Raw genomic sequence first — 16443 nt, 5'->3', positions numbered from 1 at the left:
ACCAACGTCGAAACCACCGTCACCGACGAGCCGGGTACGGGCACCCCAACCGACAACCAGGGCGACAAGGTCACCGTGAGCATCGAAGGCAATGGCGGCGTGCAGGAAAACCTCGCGCCGACCTTCACCGTCAAGGTCGACCAGAAGCTCGATCACGACCTCAAGGTCACCTTGAGCAACGGTGGCACCGTCACCATTGAAGCCGGCAAGCTGTCGGCCATCTACACCGCGCCGGTGCAGGGTGACGACGTCTACAAGGACGGCCAGACCCTCACGGTTGGTGTCAGCGACGCGACGGTTGACGGCAAGGCGTTCGAAAACCTGGTGATCGACGGCACGGCGGCCAACGTGGCCATCACCGACACCGTCAGCGAAGTCATTGCCACTTTGACCGCGGACAAATCCACCGTCGCTGAAGGCGGTTCGGTGACTTACACCGTGACCCTGACCAACGCCGCCGGTCTGCCGATCAACAACCACGGTCCGTTGGAGTTCACCCTCTCCGACGGCACCAAGATCACCGTCCCGGCCAATACCGCGACCGGCACGGCGACCATCGCCGCTGCCGACGACGTGTTCACCGGCGGCCAGGCACCGATCGTCAACAAACTCGAGAGTGTTACTGGCGCAGACAACTTCGAAAAACTGACCCTGAACCAGACCAACGTCGAAACCACTGTCACCGATGAGCCATCGGGCCAGGGCGACCAGGTCACCGTCAGCATCGAAGGCAATGGCGGCGTGCAGGAAAACCTCGTGCCGACCTTCACCGTCAAGGTCGACCAGAAGCTCGATCACGACCTCAAGGTCACCCTGAGCAACGGTGGCACCGTCACCATTGAAGCGGGCAAGCTGTCGGCCATCTACACCGCGCCGGTGCAGGGCGACGACGTCTACAAGGACCCGAGCAACCTGAGCCTGACCGTCGGTTCGGCCAGCGTCGACGGCAAGACCTTCGAAAACCTGGTGATCGACGGCACCGCGGCCAACGTGGCCATCACTGACACCGTCAGCGAAGTGATCGCCACCCTGACCGTGGACAAGTCCACCGTGGCTGAAGGCGGGTCGGTGACTTACACCGTGACCCTGACCAACGCCGCCGGTCTGCCGATCAATAACCACGGTCCGTTGGAGTTCACCCTCTCCGACGGTACGAAGGTGACTGTTCCAGCGAACGGAACCTCCGCTTCCGCCACCATCATCGCCAAGGATGACGTCTACACCGGTGGCCAGCCGTCCATCGTCAACAAGCTGGAATCGGTCAGCGGCGCGGACAACTTCGAGAAGTTGACCCTGGGCAAGGACCAGTTCACCACCACCGTCACCGATGAGCCATCAGGTCAGGGCGACAAGGTCACCGTCAGCATCACCAGCAACGGCGATGTACAGGAAAACCTCGCGCCGACCTTCACCGTCAAGGTTGACCAGAAGCTCGATCACGACCTCAAGGTCACCCTGAGCAACGGTGGCACCGTCACCATTGAAGCCGGCAAGCTGTCGGCCATCTACACCGCGCCGGTGCAAGGCGACGACGTCTACAAGGACCCGAGCAACCTGAGCCTGACCGTCGGTTCGGCCAGCGTCGATGGCAAGGCCTTCGAAAACCTGGTGATTGACGGCACCGCGGCCAACGTGGCCATCACTGACACCGTCAGCGAAGTCATCGCCACCCTGACCGTGGACAAGTCCACCGTGGCTGAAGGCGGTTCGGTGACTTACACCGTGACCCTGACCAACGCCGCCGGCCTGCCGATCAACAACCACGGCCCGTTGGCGTTCACCCTCTCCGACGGCACCAAAGTCACCGTTCCAGCGAATGCTGCGACCGGTTCCGCCACCATCATCGCCAAGGATGACGTCTACACCGGTGGCCAGCCGTCCATCGTCAACAAACTGGAATCGGTCAGCGGCGCTGACAATTTCGAGAAGCTGACCCTGGGCAAAGACCAGTTCACCACCGCTGTCACCGACGAAGCAGGTTCGGGCACGCCGAATACGCCGGCAAACACCGGTGACGTCACCACTATCAGCATCTCGGGTGATACATCTGTCGTCGAGGGTCAGGCCGCGCATTACACCCTCGCACTGACCAACCCGGCTCACGGTGAAGTGACCGTAACCCTGACCTACTCCGGCACCGCAGCCAATGGTGTGGACTTCACCGGTGTGACGACGGTCAAGATCCCGGCGAATGCCAGCAGTGTGCCGTTCGACATTTCGACCATCGATGACCGGATCACCGAAAGCACCGAAAACTTCGTGGTCAAGATCGACTCGGCCACCGGCGGCAACTTCGAAAACCTGGCGATCAGCACGTCCAATGGCAGCGTCAACACTTCGATTATCGACAACGATGCACCACCAGTACTGGACCTCGACGCCAACAACTCCAGCGGCGCCACCGGGGCCGATTACAAGGTGACATTCACCGAGAACACCCCGGGGGCGGGTGTGTCGATCGGCGATACCGACCTGAGCATCACCGACCCGGACAGCACGATGCTGACCGGCGCGACCATCGTGCTGACCAACCGTCAGGACGGCGATGCGCTGAACCTGGGCAACAGCGTCAACGGCATCACCATCAATGCCAACAGCACCAATGGCACCGTCACCCTGACCCTGTCGGGTAACGCGACGCTGGCCGACTACATGCAGCAGATCAAGAACATCACCTTCACCAACGGCAGTGAAAACCCGAGCACCGTGCCACGCACCATCACCGTGACGGTGACCGATGGCAGCAACTACTCCAACACCGCGACCACCACGGTCAACGTGGTGGCGGTCAATGACGCACCGGTCGCAGCACCGATCAATGTCACCGGCACCGAAGACACGCCGCTGGTCCTCGGCTGGTCGACCTTCGGCGTCAGCGACGTCGACAGCCCGGCAACCAGCCTGGGCGTGAAAATCACCCAGCTGCCGGTCGAGGGCAAACTGCAGTACCTGGACGGTTCGACCTGGAAAGACGTCGCCGCCAACCAGACCTTCAGCAAAGCCGACATCGACGCTGGCAAACTGCGCTTCATGCCGGATGCCAACGAATCGGGCGTGGACGGATACGGCGGTACCAACCTGGGAAACAACCAGTCCGACTACGCACAAATCAAGTTCCAGCCAACCGACGGCCAGACGCTAGGCAACACCGGCACGATCAAGATCGACATCACGCCAGTGGCGGATGCGCCGACCCTGAGCGTTGCCGACAACAGCGTCAGGTCCACCGGGTTGATCAAGGAAGTCTGGACCGGTCTGTCGGGCCTGGGCACCAGCGGCAGCGGCGCGGACTCGACCACGCTGAAAAACGTGATCGACGCCGCGGGTACACCGAACTCCAAAGGCACCGTGACCAACGTGCAGTCCGACGGTAGCGTGACCGCCGGTACGGCATCGAAAACCTCTGGCCTGATCTACCTCGAAGCCGGCAAGACCTACACCTTCAGCGGTACCGGTGATGACAGCCTGCTGGTGACCATCGGCGGCAAGAACGTAGCCGCGATTACGTGGGGCGCGGGCGGCAACCTCAATGGTTCGTACACCCCGACTACCAGCGGTTACTACACCCTGGACATTTACCACCACAACCAGAGCGGCCCGGGCAGCTATGACGTCAACCTGTCGGTCAATGGCAGCACGCCGATCGACCTGAGCAGTGCCGGCGTACCGATTTACACCGGCGTTTCGGATCTGGTGAATGCCGGCGTGACCGTGTCCGACTTGCACGGCACCAATGGCGAAGGCTACTACGACGGTTACAAACTCAATACCGGCGCCGAAGGCACCAGTGTGAAATTGTCCGCCATCACCACCGCGCTGACCGACACCGATGGCTCGGAAAGCCTGAGCCTGAAGATCAGCGGCATGCCGGTCGGCTCGGTGCTCACCGACGGCGCGGGACATACCTTCACGGTCACCGCGACCAATGGCGAGGCGAACGTGACGGGCTGGAGCCTCGGCTCTCTGACCGTCACTCCACCCGCGTACTTCAACGGCCAGTTCAACCTGACCGTGACCTCGACCTCCACCGAGGCCCTGGGTGGTTCGGCCAGCAGCACTTCGCAAATTCCCGTGACCGTGTACCCGACGGTCTACAACGCCGTCACCGCCACCGCGGCCGATGACTCCGTCACCGGCACCGACGGCAATGACATCATCGTCGCCGACATCGGTGGCCTGACCGTGGTGCCGGGCACCAACTACAACATCGCGTTCATGGTCGACAGCTCCGGCAGTATGAGTTCCTCGTCGATCAACTCGGCCAAGGACTCACTGACGTCGGTGTTCAACACCCTCAAGCAAAGCCTGGGCAGCAACTCGGGCACGGTGAACATCTTCCTGGTGGACTTCGATACCCAGGTCAACAAGTCGGTGTCGGTGAACCTCAATAACCCCGATGCGCTGACTCAATTGAAGGCGACTCTGGACTCGATGTCGTCCGGCGGCGGCACCAACTACGAGGACGTGTTCAAAACCACGGCCAACTGGTTCCAGAGTGCGGACGCCGTGGCCAACACCGGGGCGAAGAACCTCACGTATTTCATTACTGACGGCAAGCCGACTTACTATCAGAGCGGCGAGTCGACCAACCCGACCCTGTATGGCAGCACAACGCTCGATAGCCTGATCACCACGAGCAACTATCAGCTGGGTAAAGCGATCAGCCTGTTCCCCGACAGCACGCACCAGATCGACATTTCCGCCTCGGGCCAAGTGACGGTCTGGACCAAGACCAGCAACGGCAACAACGGCAACGGCAACGGCAATGGCAACGGCAACGGCCACGACAGCTGGTCATCCAAGGACTTCGGCTATCTGCATGCCCAGGGTGACGGCACCTACGAGTTCTCGGGTCGTGACGGTGACGGCAGCAGCACCGACGGGAACACCACCAGCAACTCCACTGGCAGCTTTACACTGCTGAGCAACCTGTCGAATGTCGAGGCCATTGGCCTCAACAACGGAGTGAGCCTCAACGACCTGAAACCGTACGACTCGAATCAAACGCCACAAACCAACATCGATCCGAAGGATCTGGCCAATTCGATCATCGGCCACACCGAAGCGACGATGCCGGGTCACGACACCGTCAGCGGGGGCGAAGGCAACGACCTTCTGTTCGGCGACCTGGTGAGCTTCAACGGCATTGCCGGCGAGGGTTACCAGGCCATGCAAGCCTTCGTGGCGCAGCAATCCGGTGTGGAAGTCAGCAAAGTCACCACCAGCAACGTGCACCAGTACATCACCGAGCATTACACCGCGTTCGATGTGTCCGGCACCCATGACGGTAACGACACCCTGCTGGGCGGTGCGGGCAATGACATCCTGTTCGGCTCGGGCGGTAACGACAGCCTCGACGGTGGCAAGGGCAATGACATCCTGCTCGGCGGTACCGGCAACGACACGTTGATGGGCGGACAGGGCAACGACATCCTGATCGGTGGTTCCGGCGGTGATACCTTCGTCTGGAAAGCGGGCGAAACCGGCAACGACGTGATCAAGGACTTCAAGGCCAGCGAAGGTGACCGGATCGACCTGCGCGATCTGTTGCAGGGCGAAACCGGCAGCACCATCGACAACTTCCTGAAGATATCCACGGTCGATGGCGTGTCGTCGTTGCAAGTCAGCTCGACCGGCCAGTTCAACTCGGGCAATGCCGCAGCCGCCACTCCGGACGTGACGATCAAGCTGGAGGGCAACAACTGGTCCAGCGCCAACCTGCACAACCTGATTGCCGGTAGCGACCCGACCATCAAAATCGATCACAACAACAGCTGATGCACGAAAACGGCCGCTCCCTGTGGGGCGGCCGTCACGTTTGCGCCCACTGCCCGGTGACGATATCGTCGCTGCGCCACATACTGGCGTGCAGTTGACCTATGCTGCTGACAGCACGACGCTGGTTCAATTCCGAGGGATGCTCAATGTTTTACGTGCAACGCGATGCGCAGGGCCTGTTGGTACGCGTGGAACCCGCCGCCTATGCCGAGGCCACGGAAACGCTGTCGGCCGACAATCATGAAATTCAGGCCTGGTTTGCCAACGCGGCTGTGGAAAACAGCCTTAAACAGCTCAAGCAAAGTGACCTGGAAATGATCCGGGTACTCGATGACTTGATTCAGGTGCTGACCCAGAAAGGCGTGATCCGCGTCACCGACCTGCCGACGGCGGCCCAGGCCAAGCTCATGGACCGAAACCAGGCGCGTGAGGCGCTGGGTGGGTTGAGTCAGTTGATAGATGAGGATGAAGGCGGGTTGATCTGATCATTGATCTTCAGTGACTGCTCCAACCTCATCGCGAGCTTGCCCGCGATGAGGGCATCACTGACAACCCGGCGCTAAAGAATTACTTCCAGGGCTTGGGCTCGCCGAACAACTGGCCCTGCACACCGTATAGCCCCATCTCGCGAATCACCGACAACTCGCCTTCCGTCTCGACCCGCTCGGCAATCAGTGGTAAGTCGATGCTGTGCGCCGCTCGCTGGATCGCCTCGATGAACAGGCGTTTGTCACTCTCCAGATCGATCGACCGAATGTAGCTGCCATCGATTTTCAGGTACGCCAGACCCAGCCGAGCAAGGTTGCCGATCATGCTGAAGCGACCGCCAAAACGTTGCAGGCTCAGGGAGAACCCGAGTTCGCGCAAGCGCCGGGTCAGTTGCTCCAGCACCGCCTGGTCAGGCAGTTGCTCTTCGCCAATTTCCAGGGTCAGACGCGGGCCGAGGTTGGAATGCGCGCGCAGTATCTCGAAAATTTTGTTTTGCGCCTGCGGGTCGGCCAGGGTTGCCGACGACAGATTCAGCGCCAGCGACTCCTCATGCCCGCTCATTTGCTCCAACACCCGCTCGAGCATCAGCCGATCCAGACGTGCAGTCCAGCCAAAGCGCTCCAGCCAAGGCAGAAAACGCCCGGCGGGGATGGTCTGACCGTGCTCGTCGAGCAGTCGCGACAACACTTTGTAGTGCAGCACCAGTTGCGTGTCCTGGGCGGCCACTACCGGTTGGAAATACAGCTCGAAACGTCGTTGTGTCAGCGCCTGGTCGAGCATCAGATGCCAGGCGTGGTGATCGTCGCCAACACTGGCCGAGAGGCTGTGTTCGATACAGGCCCAGTTCCGCTCGCCCTGGCCTTCGGCCTGCGCCAGCGCCTGATCGCCGAGGCTGAGCACCGCCTGCGGTGAGTCACCGTGAGCGAAAGGCGCCAGGCCGATAGACGCCACGGCAGCCACATCGGTGGCGCCGGTTGCGTGAAGACTAGCCAAGGCGCTGTCGAGGTTCTGTGCCAGTTGCAGCGCTTCCGCGCGCACCAGTCCCGGTGCCAGCACGGCAAATTCGCCGCCACGGATACGGGTGACCAGGTTCTGGGTTTCCGGGTATTTGGCGCACTCGCGAGACAGTTGCTCGCCGACGGCCTTGAGTACTTCATCGGTGCGCTGTCCACCGAGACGCTGGTTGAGACCGGCCAGGTCCTTGACCCGCAACAGCAGCAGGTAACCGGAACTGGCCTGCTCCGGATTGCTGACCCGCGCATTCAATTGCATCTCGAAATAACGCCGGTTGGCCAACCCGGTCAACGAATCCTGATAGGACTCTACCCGTAGCTTTTCACTGCGCTCGGCCTGCTCCTGGAACAGCGCCTTGAGCTTCTCGACCATCTGGTTCATGGCCTGCACGACACGGCGAAGTTCGGGGGTGCGCGGCAGTTCCGGCAGGCTGAGGAATTCCCGCCGGGCGATGGCGTGGGATTGTTGGACCATGTAATCGAGCGGTCTCAATTGCTGACGCAGCAATAGCGCGCCGAGTACCGCACTGACTGCGCCACAAAGCAACAACCAGCCCAGGCTGCCTAAAGCGCTTTGCCACAACTTGGCCAGCGCGAACATCGGGTGGCTGATCACCTCGACCCGGGCAGCCTGCTCCCAGCCACGGCTGACGATCGCATCACCACCGGCGGGCTCCAGGCCGATCAGTTTGACGAACCAGTCCGGAACGCTGTTGACCGCCGGAATACCCGTGCGCTCGACCAGGGCCTGGTCGGTCTTCAGATCGACCACGCGGATGCTCGCGTAGTAACCGCTGTCGAAAATCGAGCTGACCAGCAACTCGACCATCGCCGGGTCATCGATGTTGGGCGTCAGGGACAGCGCCAGCGCCGTCGCGGCGTCCTGGGCATGGGAGCGCAACTGGTTGACATACTGGGTGCGCGAGCTCTCCAGACTGACCATGAAACTGCCGGTGAAGGCGACCACCAGGAACAGACAGATAGCAATCAACAGCTGTTTGAACAAAGACATCTGAGCATGTGCTCCTAGTTAGTCGTCTCGACCGGGAATCCTTCGGCCTGCATTTTTTTCAACACATCCTGCCAACGCGAAAGGCGTTTGGTATCGCCGACCTTTTTATTGCCCTTGGCACCGGGCAACCACATCCCTTCCGCATTGAAAGAGTAGACCGGCAGCAAATCCTTCCGTTGACCTGCCGGCTTGATTGCATCAATCAGGCTGTCGAGCACCAGGGGCTCGGCTTCCGGGCTTGAATAGTAAGTCAGCACCATGTGTGCGCGGTTCTGGGTCAGTGCCTTGACGTAGGTAATACGTAGCTTTTCACTGGCTACACCGAGGTGCCGCAGGCTGAAGTACTTGGCGATAGCGTAGTCTTCACAGTCGCCGGCGCCTTTCCAGAGGGCTTCGATCGGGGTTTCCCAATAGTCGACTTCATGCCACAGATCGATGTCTTCGACGTATCGCAACTGCTTGTTGAAGAAGCGATTGACCACATTGAGTTGTTCCAGCTCGCCGATCTGCTTCTGGCTAGTCAATAAGTATTGCCAATCATTAATGCGTTGCTGACCTTCTCCCAAAGGTCCGTACAATGCCTGCGCCCGCCGGCTGATCAGGGAAAAATCCCAATCGGCGCTCAAGCTGCCCAGCATTACGCCAGTCAGCAGCAATGCGCTGCACAGCCAGCGTAAAACCCGGGGGATCGTTAAACTTGCCACCAATGCAAGGCATCCTGGATAGGCAGGAGGGAGTCGTTCGAATGGTGAAGGTTAGCCCGAAAAAAGACAATGGCACGGTGAGATCACTGGCAGCGCGCTAAACTGCAAGAAAGGCACTCGAGAGCTTGTTTGACAAGCAGTCAGTCAGTTACTAGTGTCATTTGGATCCAAAAATATTCCATCAATCAGGGTGCGTTTAGTGACACAAAAGCCCAACCCTCTCAGCAGCATCAAGGTCAACGGGCCGATTCCCGCACACATGGCACGCTCGGTGATCGAAGAAACCCTGCGCGCGGCCATACTCGACGGGCGCATTCCTTGCGGTGCGGCACTGCGCCAGCAAGACCTCGCCGACCTGTTCGGCGTCAGCCGCATGCCCGTACGCGAAGCCTTGCGCCAACTCGAAGCACAATCGTTGCTCAACGTGGTTGCCCACAAGGGCGCCGTGGTAGCGCCACTGGTCCAGGGCGATGCCGTGGAAACCTACGCGCTGCGCATCCTGCTGGAGTCCGAAGCCCTGCGTCTCTCGGTGCCACTGCTTCGGGACGAAGATCTCGAAGAAGCTGCCCGCTACATCGACGAGCTGGAAACGGAAAGCGACTACACCGAAATCGGTCGACTGAATCGCCTGTTCCACATGGCGCTTTACACCCGGGCGCCGAATCGCCGCCTGTTGAAACTGGTCGAGGACGGCCTGACCGAGGAAGAGCGGTTCCTGCGTTTCAACCTGGAGGCCATGGGCCTGGGCAAACTCTCCCAGGATGACCACAAGGCACTGTTGCAGGCAGCCGAAGCCCGGGACGTCGAACGTTCCGTGCAGTTGCTCGAGCATCACCTGAACCGAGGAGTCGAGGTCATTACGCGCTACCTCAACAGCCCTGAAGTCCAGGCCAGGAACAGGTCGAAGTAGTTCGCGGCGGCAAGCCCGGGGAACGTACCGAAGGGTTCACCTCGCTTGCCGCGCATCCCCCTCCCCCCCCCCCCAAAAAAAATGCTCCGCGAATGATTTGATTACAAATCCCCTGCCCCCAAACCACACCGCCCTTACGGCGCCATACCCCGCCCCAACGCCCCACCGCCTGAAATCCTGCCATTGCAACGTTTGCGCAATGCCTCAGTGATGGCGGCCACCTCGATTTACGCCCACTCTGGATAACCAGGACAAAAAACGGGTGACGCTCCGTGCGAATGGAGCAGTCCCTGCCCCCGGAAGCGAAGGAAGGAGCCTCATCACGGGAACGGAAGGATCGGCATCGCTCGCGACCCACCTCCACCCCTCAGACACCCACAACGACGCCCGTAAAAAGTTACTTCGAGTGAGGCATTCACTCTTTATTCAATTCTGTTCCATATAGACCGGAAGGAGTAACTACGCCCAAATAAAACTCATATGAAAAGTTTTATCGAGACTTATCAACTTCAGAAAAGTTGAATATTTAAATAATAACAAAACAACTTGATCAACACTTTACATGTGTATTAGTTTTTCTTCGCCGCCTGCCACAAGCGGCAGTAACACCTCGGTTACTCGGCATCCTTGGCACTGAAAAATATCAATACGTTTGAGGTACCCGCTCGCCAGGAGAAAACTTCCAGCGAACTTCAGTGCTCGATGACTTCTTACCCAAGATCATTTACAGGCTCATCCATGAAACCAACTAAAGAACATCTGCTGCAAAAAAAATCTGAACTTGGCGAACACCCAATCTTCTCTGAAATACATTCGCTGCCGGTCCTGCGACGCTTCATGGAAACCCACGTGTTTGCCGTATGGGACTTCATGTCGCTGACCAAGCGCCTGCAACAGGAGCTGACCTGCGTGCGACTGCCCTGGCTGCCACCGCAGGATCCCCAGGCCGCGAGATTGATCAACGAGATCGTATTGGGTGAGGAGTCCGATGATCGTCCGGCCCAGGGTCATTACAGCCACTTCGAGTTGTACCTGGATGCAATGCGCGAAGTCGGGGCATGCACCGCTGCCATCGAACGCTTCGTAGCCCTGCAGCAAGAGGGCGTGAGCTATGACGTGGCCTTACAGAGCATCAACGTCGATCCGGCGACCGCCAATTTCGTTCGCCATACGCTACACACCGCACTGCATGCGCCGGGTCACAGTGTTGCGGCGGCGTTTCTGCACGGTCGCGAGAGCGTTATCCCGCAGATGTTCCAGCGCATCCTCGACGATTGGGGGATCGGCATCGAGCAAGCGCCGACTTTCCGGTACTACCTCGAACGGCACATTGAGGTCGATTCCGAGGACCATGGCCCGGCAGCGGAAAAGCTCCTGTCGCGACTGGTCGATAGCGACCCCCAACGGCAGGAAGACGTGTACGCCAGCGCCATCGCTGCCGTGGAGAGTCGTATCGCCCTGTGGGACGGGTTGCGCCTGAGCATGAACGAATCCCTCGTGGAGGTGAGTGCATGAACGCCACCGACTACCAATCCTTCGCTGACGCCTGGGAGAGCCGCGCGACCATCCGTACGCGCCCGCGCCGCGTGCTGGAAAACGACGACAAACTGATCTACCCCTTGAGCCGGCAACCGCTGGTGCTGAGCGAAACCTTTCTGCGCGAATGCCCGGAACTGCGCGACTTCGCCCTGGTGCAGACGCTCTACAAGTTCATCAACGATGTGGTGATCTTCGAAACGGAAATCGTCGACAAAACCGCCCGCAGCATCGCCAAGAATCGCTTCGCGGTCGAGTTCCCGTTCGCCTGCCGCTACGACGCCATGACTGTGGTGGTGGACGAGGATTACCACGCGCTGGTGGCGATGGATTTCATGCAACAGACCATCGCCATGACCGGCATCGCCCCCATTGAGTTGCCGGATGAGATCGAGCTGAGCCGGGCGATACCGGCGGCCGTGGCGCTCGCACCGGAGCACCTGCGTAGCGCTGTAGAACTGATCTGCGTGGCCATTGCTGAAAACACTGTGACTGGTGATGTCGCCGCGTTCGCCAAGGACGACTCGGTCAAGCAATCGATCAAGGGCCTGATGGCCGATCACTTGCTGGACGAGGGACGCCATTCCGGATTCTGGGCGCGGCTGGTACGCATCTACTGGCATGCCGCAAGTGCAGAAGAGCGCCAGTGCATCGCGCAGATCCTGCCGGTATTCATTACCCAATACCTGACCAACGACATCCAGAAATCCTTCGATTTGCGCCTGATCGACGCACTGCAGCTCAACGACACGACGCGCCACGCTCTCAAGAACGAAGTGTCGGCACTGGCCTTCCCAATCAGTCGCCACCACCCGCTGGTGGCCAACATTGTGCGGTTTTTCCACAGCAGTTCGCTGCTCGATTCACCGTGCGTACAAACCGCCCTCAGCGACTATCTGGTTTGACGAGGAGCCCATCATGAGACGTCTCGACATCTTGCTCACCGGACAAAGCCAGGCCCTGACCGAGCTGGCATTGGAACTCGAACAACAGGGTCACTCACTGACGCGGATATCCGTACCCGACGAAATGCCGGGGCCTGCGGATCTACTGATCGACGATGGCACGCTGCATCAGTTCACCTGTCAGGCGCCACGACTGACCTTGCAGTTGGGCCTTGGCCTGCCGCAGGCGTCCGGCGTGCCATCGCTGGACGTGTTGTGCTGCCATGGTTCAACGCTGCTGACCTGTGTACCCATCGCCGATGAACCGTCGGGTAACGGCCAGGCGTTGCGTATGCAGGCCATGACAGTCCTGGTTGACCACGTGGCGCTGCTGGTCAGCCGCTACTCGCGCGATGCCGACTATTTTCGACTCGCCGAACCCGCCGTACCTGCACGCTTCGAGCGCATCGAAAGCCTGCGGTTTCTGGACAGCCTCGCGTTCGTGCATCGCCTCAATGCCACCACCGACCCACGACTGCAACAACTCGCGCAAACGCCGATGATCGAGAGGCTTGAGCAACAGTGCATCCAGAGTGCTGACCATCCGGCCTTGAGCATCGACGGCAACACCCTCGACTATCGCCAGTTGCACGCCCACAGCCGCGCCATCGAGCAACGTCTGCAGGTGCTTCTGGATCAGTATCAAGGCTCGGCAGTCATCGGGATCTGCCTGCCCAAATGCAGTGCGCTGTATGCGGGAATCCTGGCGATCCTGGGCAGCGGTGCGGTTTACTTGCCACTGGAGCCAAGCCATCCGTTGCAACGTCAGCAGTACATCCTGTCGAACGCCGGCGCAGTGTTGTTGCTGCATGACGGCGAGCACCCCCTGGCGAGCGAGATGCCAGGGCTGGACATCAGCAGTATCGACGTCCATGACGCAGACCTCACTCAACCGTTGATGCGCCAACGCCCCGACCTCGATGCGCCCTGCATGGCGCTCTACACCTCGGGCACCACCGGCCATCCGAAGGGCGTGCTGCTCAGCCAGGCCAACCTCGCGCACTTCACCCACTGGTACGCCGACTATGTGCAGCTGACCCGCCAGAGCCGGGTGTTGCAGTTTTCTTCGTTGGGTTTCGACTCATCGCTGATCGACATCTTTCCCACCCTGTTGCTGGGCGCCGAGTTGATCGTGCCCGGCGATGACCAACGCCGCGATCCCCTGCAACTGGTGGAGCTGATTCGTCATCGGCAATTGAGCCACGCCTTTTTGCCGCCGGCCTTGTTGAGCATCCTGCCGCTGGAGCAATTGCAGTGCCTGGAGCATGTGATGACCGGCGGCGATGTCTGCGAGCCGTGGGTCATCGAGCAACTGAGCCGCCAGGGCAAGCTCTACAACCTCTACGGGCCCACCGAAGCCACAGTGCTGATTACCGCGCGCAAACTCCAGGCAGGCGACAACAACCGCTCGTTGGGCGCTCCAATCGCAAACAGCCAGGTGTTGATTCTCGACGACGACTTTCAGCCGGTGGCCGAACAGACGGTCGGCGAGTTGTACATCGCCGGCCCCGGTGTGTGCCTGGGTTACCTGAACAACTCGCAGCAAACCGCTGAGCGCTATATGGACCTGAACTTGCCTGATGGCCGGACCCTGCGCGTCTATCGCACCGGGGACATGGCGAAGTGGACGGCCGAAGGGATCGAGTTGTGCGGTCGGCGTGATAATCAGGTGAAGATTCGCGGCTTCCGGGTCGAGCCGGAAGAGATTGAGCGCTGCCTGCGCGACAGCCAGTTGTACCGCCAGGTTGCGGTGGTCATCGATAGCCAGCGGCGGATTCTGGCTTTCCTTGCCCAACCCCGAGAGGACCTTCCCGGCAGCGCTCGCCAAGCGTTAAAGGCCCACGCGACACAACACCTGCCGGACTACATGCACCCCCTTGCATGGACCGAACTGCCAGCCATGCCCTACGCCAGTAATGGCAAGGTCGACCGCAAAGCGCTTCTGGAGCTGCAGCTCAACGTCACTGAGCACCCTCCACGACGCTTGCCCGCCAGCGCCGATGAAACCTTGCTGCAGGAGATCTGGGCCGAATTGCTGGAGCTGCCGGCGAGCGACATTTCCACCGACGAAAGCTTCTTCAATCTTGGCGGGCACTCGATCCTGCTGTCGCGCTTGCTCCTGCGACTGCGCGAGGAGTTCGGGCGCAGCATCTCGATCAATCGCTTCATCGAACTGCCCACTATCGCGAAACTGGCGACACTGGTCCGCGGCTCCGACAGCGAAGAAGTGCTGAGCGAACAGGCCATGCGCGATGCCTTCCGCGAACTGGATGTGCAGCCGCTGCCTGTCAGCCGCATGGGCGATGTGCACAAGGTGATCGTCACCGGTGCCAACAGTTTTGTCGGTGTACACATCGTCGAAGCGTTGCTGGCCTGGGGTGCCAGCGAAGTTGCCTGCCTGGTTCGCGACGGCAACGGGCAATCGGCGAACGAGCGCTTTACCCAGGCGTTGCGGGATAACCGTCTGGAGCATCTGGATATGAGCCGGGTGCGGGTTTACGCGGCAGACATCACGCGGCCGGAACTCGGTTTGACGGATGAGGTTTACCAGCGCCTGGATCAGGAGTTTGGCGCTCTGGTGCACAACGCGGCCAACGTCAATCACGTCCTCGATTACGAGTCACTGGCGCGGGACAACGTCGAGCCGATTTTCGAATGCTTGCGTCTGTGCGAAGGTCGCAGCAAAAAAATCTTCAACTTCGTCTCGACGCTCTCGGCCTCCAGCACGATTTCCGCCGACGGCCGAGTGCTTGAGGTGCCGGCCGCAACGACGCCACCGATCTATATCAAGAACGGCTACAACCTGTCCAAATGGGTCGGCGAGCGCATCCTCGAACGGGCGCGGGAGCTGGGGGTGCGGGTCAATCTCTACCGCCCCGGCAACATCAGTTTCAACAGCCTTACGGGCGTGTGCCAGCCGCACAAGAATCGCCTGATGCTGATGCTCAAGGGCTCGATCCAGCTGGGACAGGTGCCGGAGTTCGCCTTGAACTTCGACTTGATGCCGGTGGACTTTCTCGCCCGATTCATCGCCTTCCACGCCATTCGTTATCAACCGGAACAAGCGGTATTCAACCTGCACAACCCCGAGCCCTTGAGCTGGGACAACTACGTGGAGTCCTTCCGCGAAGCGGGACGCGAATTCGCAATGGTCAGCGTCGCCGACTGGCAACAACAACTGGGTCGGGTCGACAGCGACAACGCGTTGTTCGGCGTGCTGGGGTTCTACCTCAACGGCTTCGAGGAGGACATCGGCGACATCTCGATGATCCTTCACGACAACGCCCAGGCCGGCGTTCGGTTGATGGGTGCGCACTACCCGCAAAAGACGCCGGCACTGCTACGTCGCGGCTGCGACTACCTCAAAGAAATCAACTTCATCTGACTCAACCCCCAACGGAGCAAAACCATGAGTACTCTGCATCCCGATACCCTGATCAAAAACCCCCAAGGCTGCCACGTTGTGTCCTCGGTGGACGTGCCCGCCGATGCTGCGCAGGTATGGGCCGTAGTCGGTAACTTTGCCGGCTTCGATCGCTTCATCCCGGCGCTGTCGCATATAGAGATGACCGGCGAAGGGATTTCATCGCTACGCAAAAAGTTTTTCAAGGACGGCAACCTGGTGGTCGAGCAACTCAACTCCCGGGACGACCAGGCACGGCATATGACCTGGACCACTATCTACAACACCCTGGGTGTGGCCAATCTGTGGGCAGCGATGAGCGTTGAACCACTGGATGCACGCAAGTCCCGAGCCACCTGGACCATCATCGCCGAACCTGTGCAGGGTAGCGCCGAGGCGCTGCCAGGCTTCAAGGATTTCGTGCAGGGCTTTGCCGATGATGCGATGAACAATGTGCTGAAACTGTTTGCGTAAGATGTGAAGAAGCCCGTTGTGGAGAGGCTCCACAACGGGCTTTTCAGCACCCCTGAAACGACAAAACCCCTGTCTGCGTTAGCAGACAGGGGTTTCGGAATTCAATCTTGACGATGACCTACTCTCACATGGGGAAACCCCACACTACCATCGGCGATGCATCGTTTCACTGCTGAGTTC

The 16443-nt window shown here is 60.0% G+C and carries 8 protein-coding genes, 1 rRNA gene and 1 pseudogene; 7 read left to right on the top strand and 3 right to left on the bottom strand.

The genetic code is table 11. From position 1 onward, the window contains the following. Together AC07W4_RS27000 and AC07W4_RS26995 are read left to right on the top strand one after the other, a co-directional pair. Nucleotides 1-5778 (top strand): annotated as a pseudogene (locus AC07W4_RS27000) (LapA family giant adhesin); the annotation flags it as partial. Between the two features lie 146 nt (nucleotides 5779-5924). Next, the gene (locus AC07W4_RS26995; RefSeq protein WP_495034624.1) at nucleotides 5925-6263 is read left to right on the top strand and encodes a tryptophan synthase subunit beta; all 339 of its coding nucleotides are present in this window, start codon (nucleotides 5925-5927) and stop codon (nucleotides 6261-6263) included. 82 nt (nucleotides 6264-6345) lie between these two features. Here AC07W4_RS26995 and lapD read toward each other — a convergent pair whose 3' ends face one another. Next, nucleotides 6346-8292 (bottom strand): cyclic di-GMP receptor LapD, encoded by a 1947-nt coding sequence (gene lapD / locus AC07W4_RS26990; RefSeq protein ID WP_495034623.1) that lies wholly within the window; start codon nucleotides 8290-8292, stop codon nucleotides 6346-6348. A gap of 14 nt (nucleotides 8293-8306) precedes the next feature. Then, the gene (gene lapG / locus AC07W4_RS26985) at nucleotides 8307-8930 is read right to left on the bottom strand and encodes a cysteine protease LapG (protein WP_495034622.1); all 624 of its coding nucleotides are present in this window, start codon (nucleotides 8928-8930) and stop codon (nucleotides 8307-8309) included. 265 nt (nucleotides 8931-9195) lie between these two features. Between lapG and AC07W4_RS26980 the strand changes: the two genes are divergently transcribed. The 5 genes from AC07W4_RS26980 (at nucleotide 9196) to AC07W4_RS26960 (ending at nucleotide 16263) form a co-directional block, all read left to right on the top strand. Beyond that, entirely contained in the window at nucleotides 9196-9906 is a 711-nt protein-coding gene (locus AC07W4_RS26980; protein ID WP_495034621.1) for a GntR family transcriptional regulator, read from the top strand. 738 nt (nucleotides 9907-10644) lie between these two features. Beyond that, nucleotides 10645-11421, top strand: a complete 777-nt coding sequence (locus AC07W4_RS26975) for a DUF3050 domain-containing protein (RefSeq protein WP_495034620.1) — start codon at nucleotides 10645-10647, stop codon at nucleotides 11419-11421. Next, nucleotides 11418-12347: a diiron oxygenase gene (locus AC07W4_RS26970; RefSeq protein ID WP_495034619.1), complete on the top strand. Its 930-nt coding sequence runs from the start codon at nucleotides 11418-11420 to the stop codon at nucleotides 12345-12347. The genes AC07W4_RS26975 and AC07W4_RS26970 overlap by 4 nt, the downstream gene beginning before the upstream one ends. A gap of 13 nt (nucleotides 12348-12360) precedes the next feature. Further along, nucleotides 12361-15771 (top strand): amino acid adenylation domain-containing protein, encoded by a 3411-nt coding sequence (locus tag AC07W4_RS26965; protein ID WP_495034618.1) that lies wholly within the window; start codon nucleotides 12361-12363, stop codon nucleotides 15769-15771. Nucleotides 15772-15795: 24 nt separating this feature from the next. Further along, nucleotides 15796-16263, top strand: a complete 468-nt coding sequence (locus AC07W4_RS26960) for an SRPBCC family protein (protein WP_495034617.1) — start codon at nucleotides 15796-15798, stop codon at nucleotides 16261-16263. A gap of 105 nt (nucleotides 16264-16368) precedes the next feature. Here AC07W4_RS26960 and rrf read toward each other — a convergent pair. Next, nucleotides 16369-16443 (bottom strand): 5S ribosomal RNA (gene rrf / locus AC07W4_RS26955); the annotation flags it as partial.

The sequence above is a fragment of the Pseudomonas sp. GW821-FHT02A08 genome, assembly GCF_059422045.1.
The sequence above is the reverse complement of the archived record's forward strand: the minus strand, read 5'-3'. Positions and strand labels throughout refer to the sequence as shown.